This is a genomic window from Kribbella sp. VKM Ac-2571 (assembly GCF_004362255.1).
GTDB classification, from domain to species: domain Bacteria; phylum Actinomycetota; class Actinomycetes; order Propionibacteriales; family Kribbellaceae; genus Kribbella; species Kribbella pratensis.
Genome location: NZ_SNWS01000008.1, coordinates 1 through 22,011 on the forward strand (window position 1 = coordinate 1; position 22,011 = coordinate 22,011).

A 22,011-nucleotide genomic window follows, 5' to 3' on the forward strand; every position below is an offset into this window, starting at 1 on the left:
AGCGCTCAACAAGCCCGTCGCTGCCTGAGGTTGACACAGGGAGTGTCATGGGGCCTCCCGGCCTGGACTGAGGAGCGGAGGGAGCGAAGCGACCGGAGCGACGAGGGAAGGCCGGGAGCAACAGCCCCATGACCCGCCGCGACGGAGTCGCGGCATCAGTACTGTCATAGGCCCACCTTCGGGAGCATCGGTTGCAGCCGGGCGCGGATCTGTTGCGCGATGTCCTCGCGGTCCTGGGTCGCGTCGAGGACCAGGTAGTGCTGGGGCTCGGCGGCGGCCAACTCGAGGAACGCGTTCCGCACCCGCTCGTGGAAGGCGTCGGACTGCGCCTCGATCCGGTCCCGTTCGGCGAACCGGCCGAGCCCTTTCTTCGGCGGCAGGTCCAGCAGAATCGTGAGGTTCGGCCGGAGATCGTTGGTGGCCCAACGATTCACACGCTCGACGTCGGACAGGTCCAGGTCCCGCCCGGATCCCTGGTACGCCAGCGCGGAGTCGACGTACCGATCGGTGATCACGACCGCGCCGGACTTCAGCGCCGGCTTGATCACCGAGTCGACGTGCTCAGCCTTGTCGGCGGCGTACAGCAGCGCCTCCGCGCGGTGCGAGATGTCACCGGTCGCGGGGTCGAGGACGATCTGCCGCAGCGTCTTGCCGAGCTCGGTCGCACCGGGCTCGCGGGTCAGCAGCACCTGCTGGCCCTGCTCCTCCAGCCATTTCACCAGCAGCGCGGACTGCGTCGACTTGCCGGCGCCCTCGCCGCCCTCGAGTGCGATGAACAGGCCGGTCGTCGGATAGTCACCCCGCGTCTTGCCGAAACTGCGCCGTACGTCGCGCCAGAACGGAACCCCCGGGCGGTCGTCCATCTGCCGCCACGCGAGCAGGCCGATCACCCCGGCCAGAACGGCCGCCGCGACCATCGTCATCGAAGCGCCGTTGTACGTCGCCGAACGGCCGCCGATCGTCCACGTGTGCCGGCCGATCGCGCCCGCGGCGAACGGCGCGATCGCCAGCGTGATCGCGAGCACCGTGCGGACAGCGGACTGTACGAACGCGAACGTCCGCCCGCGGACGGCGTCCGGCACCTCGAGACCGAGCAACGTGTACCCGGAGACCCACGAGCCGCCGGCGCAGAACCCGAGCAGGACCGCGATCATCGTGGCGATCTCGATCTGCTGGATCAACGCCAGCCCGGCCAGGCAGATCCCCGACCCGACCAGCCCGGCCGCGAACAGCCGGCGCCGGGACAGCCCGGAGAAGATCCGCGGCGCGAACCCCATGCCGAGCGCGAGACCGCCGAACACGGCACCGAACAGCACGCCGTACCCCGGGTCGCCGGCGCCCAGCCCCTCGACGTACGTGCGACCGAGGCCGATCACGACCGCGCCGGCCGCGAACGCGCCGGAGATCCCGATCACCAGACCGCGAACCACCGGAGTGCCGGTGACGTAGGACCAGCCCTCGACCACGGTCCGCCACAGTGTCGGATGGTCCTCGTGCTCGTGGATCGCGCGGCCGATCTCGGCGACCGACACGATCGCGAACGCCGAGATGACGAAGGTCGCGGCGTTCACGTACACGGCCAGGTCGATCGCGAAGTCGCCGGCCCAGCGCGACACCAGCGTGATCGCGGTGAAGATGACCGCGGCCGGCAACGCGGTCCCGTACGTCGTGATCAGGCTGAGCTGGTTGGCCGACTCGAGCCGGTGCCGCGGCACCAGGTTGGGCACACTCGCGTCCTTGGCCGGACCCCAGACCAGGCTGACGATCTCGATCAGGACGGTCGCCACCAGCACCCAGGTCAGCGTGCCGACGATCGGGATGCTGACGAAGAACGCAGCCCGGATCAGGTCGCCCACGATCATCGTCCAGCGCCGGTCCAGCCGGTCCGCGATCCAGCCCGCCACCGGGCCCATCACCAGGGCGGGCAGCACGCGCAGGAACAGCACGCCGCCGATCGCGAAGTTGGCCGCCTGGTAGTCGTCGCCGGCGAACGACTTCGCCATCGCGGTCAGCGCCAGCAGGCCGATCCAGTCCCCGAGACTGGACAGCCCGAACCCGATCCACAGCCGCCGGAACGCCCGGATCCGCAACACCGCCCGCACATCGTGCGCCGGTGCAGGATCAGTCAACGGGTCATAAACCTCCGGCACACGGCCAGCCTAGTGGGCAGCGTGGACAGCCTCGGCCAGCGCATCCAGTGCGGCCTTCAACTCGCCTGCCGGCAGGAAGCCGAACCCGAGGCGGAACACCCGCGGCTCGTCCCCGAACCAGTCTCCCTCGGCCAGCCGGACGCCGGCCTCCGCCGCCGTACGCCGGAACCGCTCGAGATCGACCGACGACTTGAGCCGGATCACGCACAACGCCCCGGCATCCGGCCGAACCCACTCGACGAGCTCATTGTTCGCGTTCACCCAGTCCTGCGTGATCAGCAGGTTCTGCTCCAGCCAAGGCCGCCGTACGGCGAGGATCTCGTCCTCCTGCTCGAACACGCGAATCGCCAGCGCCTCCGTGACCGTGGACGCGGACACCACCGTGCTGAACTTCGCCGTCGTCAACTGCTCGACCAGGCCGCTGTCCGTGCTGATCACCCACCCGATCCGCAACCCCGCCGCGCCGTGACACTTCGAGAGCGACGCGACGGACACCACCTTCGGCCCGAGCCGGAGTGCCGTGTCCATGATCGGATCGTCGCCGTACGCCGCGCTCCGATAGGTCTCGTCCACCATCAGGTACGCATCCGGGCAGATCTCGCTCATCGCCTCGACGATCTCGCGCAGCGTCTCCAGCGGTACGGCGACACCGGACGGGTTCTGCGGCGTTGCCAGACTCACCAGCTTGGTCTCCGACGTCAGCTCCGCACGCACCGCGTCCGCAGTGAGCCGGTAGCCCTCGTCGAAGGTCAGCGGAACGACCCGCACCGCCGCACCGACCGTTTCGAACGCGTTGCGCGTCATCGGGAACTGCGGCGCCGTCGTCACCACCTCCCCCTCCAGCAAGTAGGCGAGGAGGAAGATCCCGTGCATCCCGCCGACGGTGACGACCACGTCCTCGGGCCGTACACCGTGCCGGTCGGCGATCGCCGTACGGAGCCTCACGTCACCGGCCGCCGTGCCGTAGCCGAGTTCGAGGTCGCCCAGTTCGGGTGTGAGCAGGTCCGCGAGCCGGAGGTCCGGGCCGTAGCTCTCGCCCAGTTCGTGCCGCGGCTGCTCGGCGGTCAGGGACATGATCGGGTTTCTCGGAAAGGTCGGCATACCGCCATCGTTCTGGACTCGCACTGGTCGGTGGAGAGCCAATCCGGCAGAATTGGTTCGCAGATGAGACCAATCGAGGTAGTCGACCGGTTGGGCCGCTGGTCGTCCGGCCGCGGCCCGCTGTACGTGCTGCTCGCGGCCCGCCTGCGGCAACTGATCGACGACGGCGAACTCCCGCCTGGCGTGCTGCTTCCACCGGACCGGGCGCTCGCAGGTGCGCTGGCAGTCGGCCGTACGACGGTGGTCGCCGCCTACGACCTGCTCCGGGCCGAAGGGCGCATCACGCGGAAGCAGGGCAGCGGCACACGCGTGGCCGGCGTGCCTCGCAACGGCCAGGTCGAGGACGCTCCGGTCGACCCGATCTTCCTGGACTCCCTGGAGGCCCGGGACGACGACGTACTGCTGGCCATCTGTGCCGCACCAGGTGATCCGCCGCCGCAACTGGCGGAGGCGTTCGCCAAGATCGCGTCAGAGCTCGCCCGTGTCACCGACGACATCGGTTACTACCCGTACGGTCACCCGGCACTCCGTGAGGCGCTGGCGGATCGCTACTCGGCTCGCGGCGTACCAACCGGTCCTCGGCAGATCCTGGTGACGAACGGCGGTCAACAGGCCCTGTCCCTGCTGGCTCACGCTCTGGTGTCGCCTGGGGACCAGGTGCTCGTCGAGGCGCCGACGTACCCGGGCGCGCTCGAGGTGTTCCGGGAGGAAGGCGCCGTACTGCGTGGTCTGCCGGTGGGACTCGAGGGCCTCGAGGCGGCGATCCGGGAGCGGCGACCGGCGCTTGCGTACGTGATCCCGACGTACCACAACCCGACCGGCACTGTGATGTCCGCACTCGCCCGTCAGCGGGTGGCCGGCGCGCGGATCCCGGTGATCGAGGACGAGGTGCCGGCCGACCTCGGGTTCCCTGGCGAGAAGTTGCCCACGCCGATAGCGGCGTACGGCGAGTCCGTGATCTCGATCGGCTCGCTCAGCAAGAGCATCTGGGGCGGGTTGCGAATCGGCTGGATCCGGGCAACGCCGCCCTTGATCAACCGCTTGGCCCGGCTCCGAGCAGTCCACGACCTGGGCGGCAACGTCCCGACCCAGCTGGCTGCCGTACACCTGTTACCGCTCCTGGACGGCCCGGCCCTGCACGAGACCCTCAAGTCCCGCCACGACCACCTACTTGCCGAGCTGACCCGGGCCCTGCCCACCTTGCACACCACACCTCTGACAGGCGGCCAGTGCATCTGGGCCCGCCTGCCGTACGGCGACGGCACGTCCTTCGCCCAGACCGCCCTCCGCCACGGCCTGGCCATCCTCCCCGGCGCCAGCCTCGACGTCACCGGCGCCAGCGACGCCTACGTCCGTCTACACTTCCGCGCCCACCCCACCGACCTAACCGAAGCCACTCACCGCCTAACCCAAGCCTGGTCGGCCTACCACCCACCAACCGACCGAGTACACCCCCGCCCAACCATCGCCATTTGAGGCTGAAGCGGACCGCCGGGCCATCACAAAGGCCGATCCGGAGGCGTTCCCCGCGGGAACCGCTCCGATTTGCTCAAATGTGATGGCCTGGCGGTCCGGCAATCACCGGGTGGTGAAGCGGAGGGACAGCTGAGCTGGTGCGGTCTTCAACTTGTCTCGGTCGGGGAGGGCGGGGCCGCAGGCGGCGGTGCCTACGCCGGTTTGGGCGACGTCGATGGTGACGTGGGTGGTGTCGCCCGGGGTGAGGGCCGCGGTGTGGCTCGCGTTCTCCAGGTCGGCCGATGTCCAGTCGCGGACGGTCAGGCCGAAGAGTTGGTCGATCGCCTCGATCCGCAGGCCGTCGAGCGTGGCCCAGCGGGTGTCGATGCGGTGGCCGTTCTCCTGCGGGCGGACGTACGGCGTCTGCAGTTCGGCGACCGTGGCGGAGTACTTGCCGACTGCGGCGGCCTCGCGGGTGTCGACGTACGCCTCGTTCGGGCCGGTGCCGAACCACTCGACCCGCTGCACCTTCGGCAGCTCGAACGTGATGCCGAGCCGTGGCAGCACCTCGGGGAACAGCCCTTCCGGTACGACGCTCAGCTCGAGCACAACGCCGTCCTCGACAGCGGTCCAGCGCCAGGTGCTGCGCAGGCCCCACTGCAACTGCGGCGGCGCGGTCCGGGTGACGACCTCCCAGGCCCCGTCGCGCTCGCCCTGCGACACGATCCGGTGCTGCACGCGGTGCAGCCCTTCCTCGCGCCAGGCCGCCGCGACACCGGGGATCGCGTCGTTGTCGATCGGCGCCCGCCAGACATCCAGCCGAGCGTTCTTCACGCCGGCAACCGTGATCCCGTCGATCCCGGCCTCACCCGTGGCCGGAGAACGGTTCACCACAACCTCGGCGGCCGCAGGCTCGTCCAGCCGGAGCTGGCCCCACGCGATGCGGTGCCCCGCCTCCGCCCACGACGTCGCTTCGGTCAACGAAGCGGTCACGGTCACCCAGGTCTCGGGCTTCGAGGCATCCACCGACGGCAGCTCGACCGTCACGGTCTCGCCGGGTGCGATCACCGGAACCGGCAGGCTCCCGCCGTCAACACGTGAGCCCTCGGTCTCGACGACGTAGCTGAAGCTCAGGTGGCTGGTGTCGAGGACCTCGTAGCGGTTGGTGATCGACACACGGTTGCCGTCAGCAACGACCCGCAGCGGCTCGATCACCTTGATGTACTCGTGCATCCCGGGCGACGGCGTCCGGTCCGGGAAGAGCAGACCGTCGCAGACGAAGTTCCCGTCGTGGATCGTCTCCCCGAAGTCCCCGCCGTACGCGTAGACCTCGCGGCCGTCGATCGTGGTCCGCAGGCCGTGGTCGATGAACTCCCAGATGAACCCGCCCTGGCAGCGCGGGTACTTCTCGAAGACCTCGCGGTAGTCGACCAGCCCGCCCGGGCCGTTCCCCATGGCATGCCCGTACTCGCACAGGATGAACGGCAGTCCTCGGTACGACGACGTGTCCTCGCCGATCTCCGCGACACCCGCGGGCGAGGTGTACATGCTCGAGTAGATGTCGACGAACTCGGCGTCCCGGTCGCGCTCGTAGTGCACCGGCCGCGACGGGTCGAGCTCCTTGACCAGGTCGTACATCGCCTTGAGGTTGTCGCCCATCCCGCACTCGTTGCCGAGCGACCAGATCACGATCGACGGGTGGTTCTTGTCCCGCTCGACGGTCCGGCGCATCCGAAGCACCATGTCGTCGCGGAACCGCTCGTCCATCACCGGGTTCGGCAGCTTCGGCGGCTCCGGCTCGTACCCGAACCCGTGCGTCTCGAGGTCGCACTCGTCGATCACGTACAGCCCGTACTCGTCGCACAGCGACAGGAAGTGCGGGTGTGGCGGGTAGTGGCTGGTGCGGACCGCGTTGATCCCGGCCCGCTTCATGATCAGTACGTCGTCCAGCATGTCCTGCTCGGTCAGCGAGCGGCCCCGGTCCGGGTGGAACTCGTGCCGGTTGACGCCGTTGAACAGCACCCGGTTGCCGTTGACCGTGAAGATTCCGTCGACGATCGCGACGGTCCGGAACCCGATCCGCAGCCGCACGTCACCACCGGCGGTCCGCAGTACGGCGTCGTACAGCCGCGGCACCTCGGCGCTCCACGGCTGCACACCCTCGACCCGTGTGTGCTCGCCGGTCGGCAGCTCCAGCCCCAACTCGGGGACAGACACCGTGCCCGGTACGTCGGACTCGACTAGGAGCGTGCCCGCGCCGTCGATGTGGTCCCACGCGGCCTTGACGAAGACGTCGGTCGGCGCGTCCGGACGCAGCGCGAGCAGGTTGACCTCGCGGAAGATCCCGGACAGCCACCACATGTCCTGGTCCTCGACGTAGCTGCCGGTCGACCACTGGTGGACGCGGACCGCGATCCGCGCTTCCTTGCCCGGAGCAACCAACGAGGTGACGTCGAACTCCGACGGCAGCCGGGAGCCGGACGACCAGCCGACCCGTTCGCCGTTCACGTACACCGCGAACCGCGAGTCCACGCCCTCGAACCGGAGCACGATCCGGGCGCCCTCGAAGTCCGCCGGCACCGTCACGGTCCGGACGTAGTCGCCAGTCGGGTTGTCGGTCGGCACGTACGGCGGCTCGAGCGGGAACGGGTAGACCACGTTCGTGTACGCCGGCGCGCCGTACCCGCTCAGTTGCCAGTGGCCCGGCACCGCGATCGTGTCCCAGCCGGAGATGTCCGGGTCCTTCAGGTCGTCCGGCGCGTCCGCCACGGTCGGGGACAGCCGGAAGCTCCAGTCCCCGCTGAGGGCCACACGCCCGGAGTCGTCATCCAGCCAGGCCCGCGGCGCCAGCACGTTCTCACCGGCAGCAAAGTCTTCGACATAGGTCACAGACCCTGACCCTAAGCCAACTCTATTCATGAATCCACACTGATGAACAGATATGGACAGATGTGACCGCAGTGGGCCACCCGGCTACTGGCAGTCCTTACAGACCCCGACGAGTGCCACCTGCTCGGGAGCCAGATGGAAGCCGAGTTCGCGGGCGAGCTTCTTCCGGGCGGACTCCAGGACGTCGCCGGGCGCGTCGTACACGGTCCCGCACTCGGAGCAGCGCAGGTGCAGGTGCCGCGGCGCGAGGTCCCCGGCGAGGTGGTACGTCGTACCCGCCCGACCTAGATGCACATGTGTGACGAGACCGAACTCACCCAGCGCGTCGAGCGCCCGATAGACGGTGGCGCGGTGGATCCCCGGACGAAGCTGCTCGGCGCGTTCACCGATCTGCTCGGCGCTCAGGTGCTCCTCGGTGCCGGCCAGCACCTCGACCACCGCGAGCCGCGCCGGAGTGACCCGCTCCCCCCGCTCCCGCAACCGCTGCGCGCTGACTTCCACCGCACTCGTCACAGGCGCTCCTTTGCAATCGGGCTTCAGCTACCGAGCCGTCCCCCGGTGAGCACCCAAACCAATGTACTTTCCGCGTACGACGTCTCACACCTTGGGGAACTGCGATGAGTGATCAGTCGAACGCCGTCGTACGCCGCGGCGCCGCCGAGCTGAGCGGTGTGGTGCGGAACGTTCAGTTCCGCTCCGAGCTGCGCGGTGAGAACGGCTCCGTCCAGGTGCTGACCTTCCAGCTCGAGCAGCACGACGCCGTCGGCAAGCAATTGCAGCCTGTGCTGGTCGAGCTGCGCGGACCGTCGCTGGAGGGTCAGGTCGCCGACGGCGAAGAGGTGACCGTCGCCGGGAAGTGGCGCAACGGCCGCGTCGTCGCGAAGGAGGTGGTCAGCCAGACCACCGGCGCCTCGGTCCGCGCCCGGCGGCCGCCGCTGTGGGTGGCGGTGCCGGTCACGATCCTCTTCATCGCGCTCTTCGCGTTCGTGCTGTACTTCATCATCCGCGGCTTCTTCAGCGTCGGCGGCTGAGGCCGGTCAGCTCTTCTTCGCAGCCGTCTTCTTGGCGGTCGTCTTCTTGGCGGCGGTCTTCTTCGCCGCCGCCTTCTTCGCAGCAGTCGTCTTCTTGGCGGTCGTCTTCTTGGCCGCGGTCTTCTTGGCCGCGGTCTTCTTGGCCGCCTTCTTCGCCGTCTTCTTCACCGGACCGCGGGCGCGCTTCTCCGCCAGCAGCTCGGCCGCACGCAGCAGCGAGATGGTCTCGACCGAGTCGTCCTTGCGGAGCGTCGCGTTCGTCTCCCCGTCGGTGACATAGGGCCCGAAGCGACCCTCCTTCACCACGACGGGCTTCTTGGACTCCGGGTCCTCGCCCAGCTCCTTCAGCGGCGGCGCGGCGGCCCGCCGGCCGCGCTGCTTCGGCTCGGCGTAGATCGCCAGCGCCTCCTCGAGCGTGATGTCGAACATCTGCTCCTCGGACGACAGCGACCGCGAGTCCGTGCCCTTCTTCAGGTACGGCCCGTAGCGCCCGTTCTGCGCGGTGATCTCGTCACCGGACTCCGGGTCCTTCCCGACCACGCGCGGCAGCGACAGCAGCTTCATCGCGTCGTCGAGCCCGATCGACTCCAACGTCATCGACTTCAGCAGCGACCCGGTCCGCGGCTTCGCGCTCTTCGGCGCGTCCTCCGGCAGGACCTCGGTCACGTACGGCCCGAAACGCCCCGCTTTCGCGACGACCTTCAGCCCGGTGTCCGGCGCCGTACCCAGCTCGTGCTCGACACCCGACGGCTGCTCCAGCAGCTCCTTCGCCTTGTCGACGGTCAGCTCGTCCGGCGGCAGGTCCTCGGGCACGTTCGCGCGCCGCTCGTCCTTGTCCTCGACGTACGGCCCGTACCGTCCGACGCGGACGACGATCCCGCTGTCGTCGCCGCCGACGGGGAACGTCGACATCTCCCGGGCGTCGATGTCGCCCAGGTCGGTCACCATCGACTTGAGGCCCTCGAGGTTGTCGTCGCCGAAGTAGAACCGGGACAGCACGCCCTCACGCTGCAGGTCACCGGCCGCGACCTCGTCGAGCACGTCCTCCATCGTCGCGGTGAACGCGTAGTCCACCAGCCGGGTGAAGTGCTCCTCGAGCAGCCGGACGACCGCGAACGCCAGCCAGGCCGGAACCAGCGCCTGGCCCTTCTTGTAGATGTACTTGCGGGCCTGGATCGTGCCGATGATCGAGGCGTACGTCGACGGCCGCCCGATCTCGCGCTCTTCCAGCCCGCCGACCAGCGTGGCCTCGGTGTAGCGCGCCGGCGGCTTGGTCTCATGGCCCGAGGCGACAACGTCGATCGCGGGCAGGACATCGCCCTCCTCGACATTGGGCAGCCGGGTCTCCTGGTCGTCGCTCCCGGCGGACGGGTCGTCCTGTCCCTCGACGTACGCCTTGAGGAACCCGTGGAACGTGATCACCCGGCCGGACGACGTGAACTCGCACTTCTCACCGCTGGAGGCGGTCGCGTCGATCTTGATCGACACGCTGTTCCCGGCCGCGTCCTTCATCTGGGACGCGATCGTCCGCATCCAGATCAGCTCGTAGAGCCGGAACTCGGCACCGCTCAGACCGGTCTGCGCCGGGGTCTGGAAGACCTCGCCGGCCGGCCGGATCGCCTCGTGCGCCTCCTGGGCGTTCTTCACCTTGGAGGTGTAGACACGCGGCTTGTCCGGCAGGTACGACGCGCCGTACAGCTCCCGGACCTGGGCCCGGGCCGCGGTGATCGCGGTGTCCGACAGCGTGACACTGTCGGTACGCATATAGGTGATGTTGCCGTTCTCGTACAGCCGCTGGGCCACCTGCATGGTCTGCGACGCGGACATGCCGAGCTTGCGGCCGGCCTCCTGCTGCAGCGTGGTGGTTCGGAACGGCGCGTACGGCTTGCGGGTGTACGGCTTGGACTCGATCGACCGGACGGTGAACTGCGAGTCACGCAGCGCGGACGCAAGCGCGGTCGCGGTCTGCTCGTTCAGATGAACCGTGTTCGCGCCCTTGAGCTCACCGGTCGAGCTGAAGTCGCGGCCCTGCGCCACCCGCTTGCTGTCCACCGAGACCAGGCGGGAGGGAAACTGCCGCGGCGTCCGGCTCTCACCGGCGTCCAGCGTGGCGTCGAGGTCCCAGTACGACGCACTCCGGAAGGCGATCCGCTCGCGCTCGCGGTCCACCACCATCCGGATCGCAACGGACTGCACCCGGCCCGCCGACAGCTTCGGCATGACCTTCTTCCACAGCACCGGCGAGACCTCGTAGCCGTACAACCGGTCGAGGATCCGGCGTGCCTCCTGCGCGTCGACCAGGTCCTCGTCGATGTCGCGGGCGTTGCCGACCGCGTCCTGGATCGCCTTCGGAGTGATCTCGTGGAAGACCATCCGCTTGACCGGGACGGTCGGCTTCAGCTCCTCCAGCAGGTGCCAGGCGATCGCCTCGCCCTCGCGGTCCTCATCTGTCGCCAGGAAGAGCTCGTCGGCGCCTTTGAGCAGGTCCTTGAGCTTGCGGATCTGGGCCTTCTTGTCGGCGGGCACGACGTACAGCGGGTCGAAGTGGTCCTCGACGTTCACGCCGAGCCGGGCCCACGGGAGGCCCTTGTACTTGGCGGGGATCTCGTCCGCCCCGCTCGGCAGGTCGCGGATGTGGCCGAAGCTGGACTCCACCACGTACCCGGACCCCAAGAAACCGGCGATCATCCGCGCCTTCTTCGGCGACTCGACGATCACCAGACGGGTCCCTGCGGCTGTCTTCGTCCCTGCTGCCCCTGCCACTGCGCTCCCTACTCTCGTCCTGCCGACAACGCCTCTCCCAAAAAAACAAACACAGTCGTCGTCTGTTCCCCCGGGCACAGACGGGCGTAGCCCGTCCGAGGACAGGGTACGGCCGACGGCAACGCATTTCTCAACGCACGGTAACCGCTGCGGCCCCCTTTATGCCCCTCAGGGTTCCAGAAAGTGGCGAACAACCCACCGTCACCGCGCGTCGCGAGACTGCCACAGACTGCCCTGGGGCGCCTAACGAGCGTACGCCGTCTCAGCGGGTGAAGCGGACCTCGGGGAATTTGGAGGAGTCTCCGCGCAGCAGAAGAGACGGGCGGCGGCGCAGCGTCCGGTCGAAGAAAGCGGCGACGTACTCGCGCTGGGCGAGCACGCTCCGCGCCGGCTTGGCGCTGCCCACCAGCGCCTTCATCACCGATGTGATGATCGGGTCCTCGCCGTAGATGTCATGGAAGAGCTGGGAGAAGATGAACTGGTAGTCGGTGAACGCCCGCTGCTTCGTGCCCGCCAGCGTCAGGTTCAGCTTCCCGCCGCGCTGCGCCTCCCAGAAACTCGCCCACGACCTGTCGTAGTACTCCTTGCCCGGATCGGTCCGCTGCGTCTCGGCCGAGCCGAACAGCAGGAACGGCCGGTCCAGCCCTCTCTCCGCGACCTCGCCGAGTGGGCCCTTCAGCCGGTCGTCCTGCAACGTGCCGTCCAGGTCGAGCCCGGCCAGCACCCGCTCGTCCTCGAGCATCGTGTTCGCGGCCGTGTAACCGCCGAGCGCGAACCCGAACATGCCGATCTTGCGCAGCTCCAGCCCCTCCGCCAGCCCGTCGGGGAGATCCTTGCCCTCGGCATCGATGTTCTCGCCGCGGGCGAGCCGCTCCAACTGGTCCAGCACGAACCGCGCGTCCGCGGTCCGGGTCTCGACCGCCTTCCGGATCTCCGCCGGACCGGCCGGCTCCGCGGTCGGCGCGCCGGGCAGGAACCGCCCGCCGGGGAACTCCACCGGCGTCTCGTGCGAGTGGTCCATCGTCACCACGACGTACCCGCGGGCGGCCAGATCCTCCACCTGCGCGGTGTTCACGAACCGGCTGTACTGGTAGCCGGGAGAGAACAGTACGACGGGATGCCGCATCCGCTGCATCGGTACGTCGACACGCGCATGCGTCTCGGTGTTCGCGAAGTCGAACGAACCGCTCGGCAGGGCGAGTCCGTAGTCACCCGTCCACAGGTCGTCCACCTCGACCGCGGTCCTCGACGGCATGTACTTCGCGAACGGTGCCTGGCCGAACATGCCCGCCGGGTACCAGACGGTGATCATCAGTTCCCGCTGCCCGCTCGGCATGCTCGGATCCGGGCGGGAGCTGTCGATCAGGTGGATCGCCGTCGTCCCGAGTGCCTTGCGCCCGGTCGGCATCGGCAGCCTGAACTTCACCGGGTGGAAGTCCGGATCGCCGGACGGCCGGATCCGCTCGGCCCGCTCCGGGTCGAGGCTGCCTCGGGATCCGGCGTCGAAGCTGTCCCGGGTCGCCGGATCGAACGGCGAGGCCTGGGCCCGGTCCGGCGTCGCCGCCGCGACACCCGCCGCCAAACCGGCCAGCACACCGGCCGACAGGACATGACGTCTGGTGAAGACGTGGCCGCTGGGGCTGGTGGGACGCCTGTTCGTCATGCGACTCATCGTCATCGCGGCGTTTCACTCCGTGATAGCGACACTGTCTCAACTTGATGAAGCCGACCTGATGACAATCCACGGTCGGTGGGTTTCAATGTGCGCATCTTGTTCATTGATGCGTGAAGTGAGGCAGTCGTGAGCATCTTTGTCCGCATGAAACGTTCAGTAATCGCGCTAGCGTTGCTAGCCGGTGCGCTCGTGTACACGGCCGGTTCCGCACAGGCCGCCGGCACCACGCTCGGTGACGTCAGCGGGTTCTCCGCCGACCAGGCGACGTACACCCTCAGCGCCGGGACCGCGAAGGTTCGGGTCGCCTTCCTCAAGGACGACGTGTTCCGGCTTTGGATGGCGCCGGACGGGAACTTCACCGATCCCGCCAACACCGGTGAAGGCTCGAAGATCGTTACCAAGACCGATTACGGGACACCGACGACGACCTGGCGGGACCGCGGCGCCTACTACTCGCTGAGCACCGGGAAGATCGAGGTCCGCGCGCAGAAGCAGCCGCTGAAGTTCTCGGTGTACCGCTCGAACGGCCAGCTCGTGTGGGCCGAGGCGACTCCGCTGTCCTGGACCGACACGTCCACCACCCAGACCCTCGGCCGCGGCGCGAACGAGCAGTTCTTCGGCGGCGGCATGCAGAACGGCCGCTTCTCGCACCGCGACCAGACGATCAAGATCTCGCGGGACTTCAACTGGGAGGACGGCGGCAACCCGAACGCCTCGCCGTACTACATGAGCACCGCGGGGTACGGCGTACTCCGCAACACCTTCAGCCCGGGTAGTTACAACTTCACTAGTCCCGTTGTCACTACGCACGACGAGAAGCGGTTCGACGCGTACTACTTCATCGGCGACCTCAAGACCTCGCTCGACCGCTACACCGAGCTCACCGGCCGGCCGTTCATGCCGCCGATCTACGGGCTCGAGTACGGCGACTCGGACTGCTACAACCGCGGTCACTACGGGACGGATCCGGATCCCAGCAACGACTGGAAGGTCAACCCGGACAAGGTGACGACGCTGGACGCGGTCAAGGTCGCGCAGCGCTTCAAGGACGAGGACATGCCGGGCGGCTGGATGCTCGTCAACGACGACTACGGCTGCGGGTACTCCGCCAACACCGAGTCCGAGCAGGTCGACGGCACCTGGTGGGGCAAGCGGGACATCCCGGCGCTGAAGCAGGCCGGTGACGACCTGCGGGCACGGAACATCCAGATGGGTCTGTGGACGCAGTCGAACCTGGACCGGCAGCCCGCCGAGGTCGGCGAGGCCGGTGTCCGCGTCCGGAAGCTCGACGTCGCGTGGGTCGGCCCGGGGTACCGGTACGCACTGACTGCCTGCGACACCGCGCACGACGGGATCGAGCAGTACAGCAACGCCCGCGGGTTCGCGTGGATGGTCGAGGGCTGGGCCGGCGCGCAGCGGTGCGCGGTGCAGTGGACCGGTGACCACAGCGGCTCGCTCGACGCCATCAAGTGGCAGATCCCGGCGATCACCGGGTCCGGCAACTCCGGCATCGCCTACAGCGCGGGCGATGTGGACGGGATCTTCGGTGGCTCCGCGACGTCGTACGTGCGGGATCTGCAGTGGAAGGTGTTCAACCCCGCGTTCATGACGATGTCCGGCTGGTCGACCCCGGCGTACAAGCAGCCCTGGGCGTACGGCGCTCCGTACACCTCGATCAACCGCAAGTACCTGAAGCTGCGGGAGCGGTTGCTGCCTTACTTCTACACGTACGCCGCCGAGGCCCACCGGACCGGCGCTCCGCTGAACCGGTCGCTGGTGCTGGAGTACCCGACCGACCCGAAGACGTGGGACGACACGACGAAGTACGAGTTCCTGGCCGGGAAGGAGTTCCTGGTCGCGCCGATGTACGGCGCGGACGAGGTGAAGAACGGGATCTACCTGCCCGCGGGCCGGTGGATCGACTACTGGACGGGCCGTGTGTACCAGGGCCCGACGACTGTGAACGGGTACCACGCTGCACTCGACACGCTGCCGCTGTTCGTGAAGGCGGGCGCGGTGGTGCCGATGTGGAAGCCCGGGATCAACACGGCCGCCGAGCAGGGTTTCGGCGATCGGGTGAGCGTCGACATCTACCCGTCCGGGACGTCGTCGTTCTCGATGTACGAGGACGATCGCGTGACCCGGTCCGGGAAGTCCGCGACGCAGACGTTCGCGGTCGACGCACCGACGCAGGGCCGCGGCGACGTGACCGTGAAGATCGGCGCCAGCATCGGGTCGTACGACGGCAAGCCGGCAACCCGCCCGTACGAGCTGACCGTCCACACCGGCTCCGCCCCGCACAACGTCACGATCGACGGGCGCCCGGCTGCCTTCACTTATGCCAATGGCATCGTCCGCGTGCAGACAGCATCGATCCCAACCTCCCGCAGCGCCGTCGTGGTGCTGTCGGGAACGTCCGCAGTGGGCGGACCTGATGTCACGAACACCTTCGGAACGCCTGAGCTCACCACGCCGTCGCTGTGGAACGCTCCGGGTCAGGCGACCGAGGTGACCGCGTCCTTCCGCAACGGCACCGCGACGACGGTGCGCGACGTACGGCTCGACGTCCAGGTGCCGGCCGGGTGGAACGTCAGCGGCGCGAACACCTTCGCGTCGGTGGATCCCGGCCGAACCGTGACGACCAAGCTGCAGGTCACGCCGGGCGCGGACGTGAAACCCGCGAGCTTCACGTTGACGTTGAAGGCGTCGTACGTTGCTCAGGGCAATAGTTACACGAACACCTCGACAGGTACGGCGCAGTTGCCGTACGCCTCGGTGTCGCAGGCCGCGAACGTGGTCGGGGTGAGCGACGCATCGACGTACAAGCAAGGGAACTTCGACGGGTCGGGCAACAGCTTCAACGGCGAGGCGCTGGCGGCGGCCGGGTACACACCTGGCGCGACCGTGAACGTGCAGGGCGCCGACTTCACCTGGCCGAGCGGCGCGCCCGGTACGCCGAACCTCGTGAAGAACCAGTCGGCTCCGATCCTCGTGTCGGGGACCGGATCACATCTAGCACTGCTAGGCGCCGGCGCGAGCCTGAACGCCCGCGGGACGGTGACGGTGATCTACACCGACGGGTCGACGTCCGAGGGCACGTTCCAGTTGCCGAACTGGTGCTGTCAGGATCCGACGACGGGTGGCGCCAAGCTGGCCGTCTCGGTCAAGGGGCGGTACACGGCGGCCGGGCTGAGCAACACGACGACGGACTACCGGGTGTTCTACACCGCCGTACCGCTCGATCCCGGGAAGACCGTGAAGGCGATCAAGCTGCCGGGCGGCGGACTGGGCTTCTTCGCGGCCACGATCGCCGACAAGCCGTTGCCGCCGGCACCGACCGGCGAGAACTGGGTCAGCGACCTCGAGTTCCTTGACTCCACCAACGGGTGGGGCCCGGTCGAGCGCGACCACAGCAACGGCGAGGACGCAGCCGGCGACGGCGGCCCGATCACGCTCGACGGCGTCCAGTACGCGAAGGGTCTGGGCGCTCACGCTCCTTCGTCGGTGAGCGTCCGACTCGGCGGCAACTGCACGAGCTTCACCAGCAAACTGGGCATCGACGACGAGATGGAGGACCGCGGCAAGGTCACCTTCAAGATCCTGACCGACGGCACCGCCCGCTACACGTCGGACCAACTGACCGGCACCTCCCCGACCGCCACCACCACGGTCGACGTCACCGGCGCCCAAAACCCTCACCCTCCAGGTAACCGACGGCGGCGACGGCAACACCAGCGACCACGCAGACTGGGCCGACGCCATACTCACCTGCACCCCCTAGCCCCCACAGTTGGAGGGTTGCCCACCGGAAATCTCAGGGGGCAACCCTCCAGCTCAGTAGGCAAGTGCCCGGAGTGCGAGGATGTGGGCATGCGGGAACTGACGGGGCAGGTGGTTGAGGGGCTGCGTACGGCGTTTGCCGGCGCGGGGTACACCACGGACGGGGTTGCCGAGCAGCTCGGCGTACAGGCGAACGCCGCGTTGGCGCGGAACGAGACTGCGGCGGCGGCTCGTCGTACCACATCGGGCGATGCGCTCGACACGATGATCCGGTTGTTCCTCCTCCAGCGGACGGTTCCCGAAAGCCTTGTAGAGAAGGCGTTTCCGGGGATTGATCTGGTTGCTTTGGGCATCTTGGAACGTAGTGGCGGCGAGGTGCGGGCGGTGCTGGATATCAGGCCGTTTGCGGAGGATGGGCGGGACTGGTGGGTGGTGGCGGATCTCACGCCGGGGCTCGACGGGCGGCGGGAGACGATGCGGTCGGAGTATGTGCTCGGCATCGCGCCGGCCAGCCTCAGCCTCATCCACCTGACCGTCCCGATCAAGGCTGACCGGGCGCTCGACATCGGCACCGGGTGTGGCATTCAGTCGCTGCATCTCGCGGACCACGTCAACCAGCTGACAGCCACCGACGTCAACCCGCGCGCCCTTCAACTCGCCAAAGCCACGGCCGCGCTGAACCACATCGACCTCGATCTCCGCGACGGCAGCCTGTACGAACCCGTCCGCGGCGAGCGTTTCGACCTGATCGTCAGCAACCCGCCGTACGTGATCTCCCCGCCGGGCGGCGATCTCACGTACCGCGAGACCGAGTTCATCGGCGACGGTGTGGTCGAGCAGCTTGTCCGCCAGGCGCCGGATCACCTCACCGACGGCGGATGGTGCCAACTGCTCGCCAACTGGACCTGTGTCCGCGGCGAGGACTGGCAGGACCGCATCGCTGGTTGGACGGGCGACCGCTCCGCCTGGGCAGTCCAGCGCGAGCAACTCGACCCGTCCGAGTACGTCGAGCTCTGGCTCCGCGACGCCGGTCTGCACGGCACACCGCAGTACACCACCAGGTACGACGAATGGATGCGCTACCTCGAAGAGCACAACGTCGAGGCGATCGGCATGGGCTGGATCACCCTGCACAATGTGGAAGGATCCCTCGCCGCGGAGGCCTGGCCGTACGAGATCGAGCGCCCGATCGGCCCGCACGTCCTGCACCGCTTCGAACGCCTCGAAGGCCTCCCGGCCGACCTCACCGCTCTGCACCTGCGCGTGGCCGAGGACGTCATCCAGGAGACCACCGGGCAGCCAGGAGCCGAGGACCCTGCCACGATCGTGCTCCGACGGCAGCGTGGCATGCGGAGAGCCGAGCAGGTCGACACTGTGATGGCCGGCTTCGTCGGCGCGTGCGACGGCGACCTGAGCACCGGACAGATCCTCGCCGCGCTGGCCGACCTCATGGACCGCCCGGTGGTCGACGTACTGGCCGACTACCTCCCACAGATCAGAAACCTCGTAATAGAAGGCTTCCTAACCTACTGAGCGGGGCGCCGGCGTCGGCGCTTCTCGGCGTACATGCGCCGATCCGCCTCCGTCAGCAGCTCCGCAACCGCCGTACCGTCCGTGCTGCTCGCCTGCCCGACGCTCAACCTCAGCAGCGCGAACCACGGCTCCTCGGCCCGCACCGCCTCACGATCCGCCGCGGACTTGATCCGCTCGACCAGCTCAGGCGCACCACGCTCGTCCGGGTTGTCGAGTACGACGACGAACTCGTCCCCGCCCGCGCGCGCCACGACATCCTCCGCGCGGCACTGCTCGGTCAGTAGTGTCCCGACCCGCCGGAGCACCTCGTCGCCGCTGGCGTGCCCGTAGCTGTCGTTGATCACCTTCAGATTGTCCACGTCGATCGCGATCACCGCGATCGAGCGGCCGGAGTCCTGCGCCACCGACATCCGCTCGTCGAGCGCACGCCGATTCCCCACGCCGGTCAGCGGATCCTCACGCGCAGCGCGCCACTCGGCATCGTGCCGGATCGAGAGCTCGTGGTTGGCCAGTGCGCTCCGTACGGCGTACAACCCACGCAACCGCTCCGCCCACCAGCCCCGGCTGATCGCCCGCGCGTACTGCAGCCCGGAGGACGCACCAGCGTCCCCGGACTCCGCACTGATCTGTACGGCGGTGTGCCGGACCAACGCCTCCACGGGCGGATCGGACGTGGGCGGCAGGTCGCTCGCCGCCCGGTCCGCGGCGTCCATCGCCTCACCGATCCGCCCGCACTCCAGGTACGCCTTGGCCAGGTACGCGCCCGCGATCGCAGCCAGCTCGAGATCACCGAGCTTGGCCAGCTGGTCCCGGCAGTCCTTCAGGATCACGGCCGCCTCGCCCGCATCCGCGGTGTCGTTGCTCGCCGCGAGCCACATCCGCCCGGCCATCGGCCAGTACCCGAGCAGGTCGGCGGCGAGGATCACCTCGACCGCCTCGCCGGCCCAGCGGTGCGCGGCGCGCCGGCGTTCCTTGATCTCCTCGTCGTACGACGTGTCGCCGAGCCGCTCGAGCTCGTGGGCCCAGCGCAGGTTCGACTCCGCGAGGTTCAGCCGGTTGATCGACGGTGCCTCGGGCAGGCCGAGCGGGTCGTGGTCGCCCTCGGCGGCGAGCTCGAAGTGCGGGATGCACAGCTCGTACAGCCGAAGTAGGTCGTAGGCGTAGCCGAGGCCGGTGTGCGCCCAGCCTGCCAGGCCGAGGTCGCGGGTCCGGGAGAGCGCGTTCTCCGCGGCGACCAGGTCGGCAACCGAGTCACCGCCCTCGCCGGTCCGGATCAGCGTGACGATCCGAAGCGCGATCGCGTTCGCTTCCCAGCCCGGCTCGTCGATCGCGCGCGCCACCCGGATGCAACTGTCGACCGCGTCCAGCGCCTCGACCGAGTCGGTGGCGTGATGCGCCGCGACGGCTCGCACGTACTCCGCGGCGGCCCGTTCGTGGGTGGGCTCCGGGCCCAGCTCGGCGAGCAGCGCGTTCAGCTCGAGCGCTGCCTCGGCCGGATTGCCCGACTGCGCCCTCGTCATCGCCGCCGCGATCCGCGTCGTCACCCCGGACGTCTCCGGCACCACACCTCCCCACCCTTCGTCACTTCTTGAGGTCATCTGGGAACCCTGCGCCGTCGCGAGCAGGTGCTCGGCGGAGTGCCTCGGTGAGCGGGAGCGGAGGGGTCGATGTGGTTTCATCGTTCCCTTCGCTCCCGCTCGGCGAGGTGCCCGCCGAGTGCCGCGCAGTAGGCGCAGGGTTTCCAGATGACCTCCTTCGGCGCTTCTCCCGGTACAGACGCTCGTCCGCCCGGGAGATCAACTGCTCCACGGCGATTCCTTCGGCAGTTGCGCTGTACCCGAGGCTCAACCCGAGCCGGCGCAGCCACGGTGTTTCCGTGGTCGCCGCGATCGCCTCGACGGCGACCCGGATCCGCTCGGCCAGCTGGGCACCGCCCTTGGCGTCCGGCTGGTCGAGCACCACGAAGAACTCGTCGCCACCTGATCGAATCACGGCATCGGTCGCTCGCGCCTGTTCTACCAGCAGATTTGCAACAACCTGCAGCAATTCGTCCCCGCAGGCGTGCCCGAACGTGTCGTTGACGAGCTTCAGATCGTCCACGTCGATCGCCAGCAACGTCACCGCCCGGCCCGAGTCCCGGGCCGCGGTCAGCCGCTCGTCCAGCGCCCGGCGATTCCCCACCCCGGTCAGCGGATCCTGCCGCGCCGCGTGCCACTCGGCGTCGTGCCGGGCCGGCAGGTCGTGCGCGGCAAGCGCATGCCGTACGGCGTTCAGCGCGCGCTGCCGCTCCTTCCACCAGCCCCGCGCCACCGATCGCGCGTAGGCCAGGCCCGCCACGGCACCCGCCGTACCGTCGACCGCCTCGATCTCTGAACGGGTCTGCAGCACCAGGACGTGGGTCGATGGGTCGGCCAACGGAATCAGGTCGTCGGCCGCCCGGTCCGCCGCGGCCTTGGCCTCCTCGGACTTTCCCTGCGCCTGCACGGCGCGGGCCAGGTAGGCGCCGGCGATCGCGAGCCGCTCGGTCTCGCCCAGTTTGCTGATCTCGTCGCGGAGCTCGGTCAGGTCGGCGACCGCCTGGTCCGGGTTCTCGGCGGTCGCGGCGGCGGCGATCCACAGCCGCGCGCTGAGTTTCCAGAACTCCTGGGTCTCGTCGTCGACCACGACTCGCTCGGCTTCGCGCGCCCAGTACGCCGCCGACGCCAGGCGTTCCTCGATCTCCTTCGTATACAAAGGATCGCCGAGGCGTTCGAGCTCGTGCGCCCAGCGCAGGTACGTCTCGGCGAGGTTCAGCCGGTCGATCGCCTGCGACTCCGCCAACTCGAACACGTCCGCGTCCAGCTGGGCGGCGAGCTCGTAATGCGGAATGCACAGTTCGAAGAGCCGCAGGACGTCGTACGCGTAGCCGAGGCCGGTGTGCGCCCAGGCGGTCAGGCCGGCGTCCCTGGTGCGGTTCAGGGCTGCTTCAGCGGCGACCAGGTCGTTGACCGTGTCACCGCCGCGGCCGCTGCGGGCGAGGTTGATGATGCGGATCGGCAGGGCGTTCGCTTCCCAGCCCGGTTCGTCGATCGCTCGGGCGATCTCGATACAGGCGTCGACCGCTCTGAGTGCCTCGTCGGCGTCACTGGCATGGTGGGCGGTCACGCCCCGGACGTACTCCGCGGCCGCCAAGGTGTAGCTCGGGACGCCGCCCAGCTCGGCCCGGATCGCGTCGATCTCCGCTGCCGCCGTCGCATGCCCACCCGACTGGGCCGCGGTCATCGCGGCGGCGATCCGTGCGGTCAGCGCATCGTCCGCCGCCATCTCGCCATTCCCCATACCGCGACGGCCTTTCCCTGTTTCCGTCACCCGCACCTCGGGCCGGACCGCCCATTGTGACCACCCACCCCCGGTCCTGTCACGACCTGATCCAGCCAACGGCCACCTAGTGCCACAAGAACCACACTCGGCGTACAGGGTCTTCACTTACCAACCAGCCCCGAAGCAACGCGATCACCCAGGCGTAACAGGGTGAGGCGCGCGGGGAGTCCTACCCTCCCGAATCGTGCAGACGCCCTCCCCAGCCCCGATCGAAAGCCTCCCCAAACCGGTTTGGGGGCGCCTCTGTGCGCGAACCGGGGAGCCGCACTGCCCG

Annotated in this window: 10 protein-coding genes and 3 pseudogenes; 5 read left to right on the forward strand and 8 right to left on the reverse strand. The window is 68.7% G+C overall.

Annotation, left to right across the window (positions count from 1 at the left end; translation table 11 throughout):
• Positions 1-164: 164 nt before the first annotated feature.
• Both tmk and EV651_RS18510 read right to left on the reverse strand, forming a co-directional pair.
• Complete coding sequence (tmk, locus tag EV651_RS18505) at positions 165-2,150, reverse strand: dTMP kinase (protein WP_133786459.1); 1,986 nt, start codon at positions 2,148-2,150, stop codon at positions 165-167.
• Positions 2,151-2,159: 9 nt separating this feature from the next.
• Positions 2,160-3,251 carry a pyridoxal phosphate-dependent aminotransferase gene (locus EV651_RS18510; protein WP_133786460.1) on the reverse strand — a complete coding sequence of 364 codons (1,092 nt, stop codon included), beginning with the start codon at positions 3,249-3,251 and terminating at the stop codon, positions 2,160-2,162.
• Positions 3,252-3,314: 63 nt separating this feature from the next.
• Between EV651_RS18510 and EV651_RS18515 the strand changes: the two genes are divergently transcribed.
• Positions 3,315-4,727 carry a PLP-dependent aminotransferase family protein gene (locus tag EV651_RS18515; protein WP_133786461.1) on the forward strand — a complete coding sequence of 471 codons (1,413 nt, stop codon included), beginning with the start codon at positions 3,315-3,317 and terminating at the stop codon, positions 4,725-4,727.
• 102 nt (positions 4,728-4,829) lie between these two features.
• Here the strand turns inward: EV651_RS18515 and EV651_RS18520 are convergent, their stop codons facing one another.
• The gene (locus EV651_RS18520; RefSeq protein ID WP_238157031.1) at positions 4,830-7,595 is read right to left on the reverse strand and encodes a glycoside hydrolase family 2 TIM barrel-domain containing protein; all 2,766 of its coding nucleotides are present in this window, start codon (positions 7,593-7,595) and stop codon (positions 4,830-4,832) included.
• An 84-nt stretch (positions 7,596-7,679) separates the two neighbouring features.
• Positions 7,680-8,108, reverse strand: a complete 429-nt coding sequence (locus EV651_RS18525; protein WP_131345764.1) for a Fur family transcriptional regulator — start codon at positions 8,106-8,108, stop codon at positions 7,680-7,682.
• A gap of 104 nt (positions 8,109-8,212) precedes the next feature.
• Between EV651_RS18525 and EV651_RS18530 the strand changes: the two genes are divergently transcribed.
• Positions 8,213-8,626 (forward strand): hypothetical protein, encoded by a 414-nt coding sequence (locus EV651_RS18530; RefSeq protein ID WP_133786463.1) that lies wholly within the window; start codon positions 8,213-8,215, stop codon positions 8,624-8,626.
• Positions 8,627-8,632: 6 nt separating this feature from the next.
• On the opposite strand, the gene topA is transcribed toward EV651_RS18530, so the two are convergent.
• Complete coding sequence (gene topA, locus EV651_RS18535) at positions 8,633-11,389, reverse strand: type I DNA topoisomerase (protein WP_255512207.1); 2,757 nt, start codon at positions 11,387-11,389, stop codon at positions 8,633-8,635.
• 262 nt (positions 11,390-11,651) lie between these two features.
• Positions 11,652-13,052, reverse strand: coding sequence for a lipase (locus tag EV651_RS18540; RefSeq protein WP_133786464.1), 1,401 nt, complete (start codon positions 13,050-13,052; stop codon positions 11,652-11,654).
• A 156-nt stretch (positions 13,053-13,208) separates the two neighbouring features.
• Here EV651_RS18540 and EV651_RS42415 point away from each other — a divergent pair.
• The 3 pseudogenes from EV651_RS42415 to EV651_RS42420 form a co-directional block, all read left to right on the forward strand.
• A pseudogene (locus EV651_RS42415) lies at positions 13,209-16,739 on the forward strand (NPCBM/NEW2 domain-containing protein); the annotation flags it as partial.
• A 49-nt stretch (positions 16,740-16,788) separates the two neighbouring features.
• A pseudogene (locus EV651_RS43285) lies at positions 16,789-16,845 on the forward strand (hypothetical protein); the annotation flags it as partial.
• Positions 16,846-17,381: 536 nt separating this feature from the next.
• A pseudogene (locus EV651_RS42420) lies at positions 17,382-18,377 on the forward strand (methyltransferase); the annotation flags it as partial.
• Here EV651_RS42420 and EV651_RS18560 read toward each other — a convergent pair.
• Positions 18,371-19,975: a diguanylate cyclase gene (locus tag EV651_RS18560; protein ID WP_133786465.1), complete on the reverse strand. Its 1,605-nt coding sequence runs from the start codon at positions 19,973-19,975 to the stop codon at positions 18,371-18,373. The pseudogene EV651_RS42420 and the gene EV651_RS18560 sit on opposite strands and share 7 nt — an antisense overlap.
• Complete coding sequence (locus tag EV651_RS18565) at positions 19,959-21,680, reverse strand: diguanylate cyclase (RefSeq protein ID WP_133786466.1); 1,722 nt, start codon at positions 21,678-21,680, stop codon at positions 19,959-19,961. Before EV651_RS18565 ends, EV651_RS18560 begins: the two co-directional genes overlap by 17 nt.
• Between the last annotated feature and the right edge of the window lie 331 nt (positions 21,681-22,011).

What these genes read in the sequence shown, in the direction of transcription:
- EV651_RS18510 (WP_133786460.1), bottom strand. Translation starts at nt 3,251, where the DNA reads ATGCCGACCTTTCCGAGAAACCCGATCATGTCCCTGACCGCCGAGCAG.
- EV651_RS18515 (WP_133786461.1), top strand. Translation starts at nt 3,315, where the DNA reads ATGAGACCAATCGAGGTAGTCGACCGGTTGGGCCGCTGGTCGTCCGGC.
- EV651_RS18530 (WP_133786463.1), top strand. Translation starts at nt 8,213, where the DNA reads ATGAGTGATCAGTCGAACGCCGTCGTACGCCGCGGCGCCGCCGAGCTG.
- EV651_RS18540 (WP_133786464.1), bottom strand. Translation starts at nt 13,052, where the DNA reads ATGACGAACAGGCGTCCCACCAGCCCCAGCGGCCACGTCTTCACCAGA.
- EV651_RS18560 (WP_133786465.1), bottom strand. Translation starts at nt 19,975, where the DNA reads ATGACCTCAAGAAGTGACGAAGGGTGGGGAGGTGTGGTGCCGGAGACG.
- EV651_RS18565 (WP_133786466.1), bottom strand. Translation starts at nt 21,680, where the DNA reads ATGGCGGCGGACGATGCGCTGACCGCACGGATCGCCGCCGCGATGACC.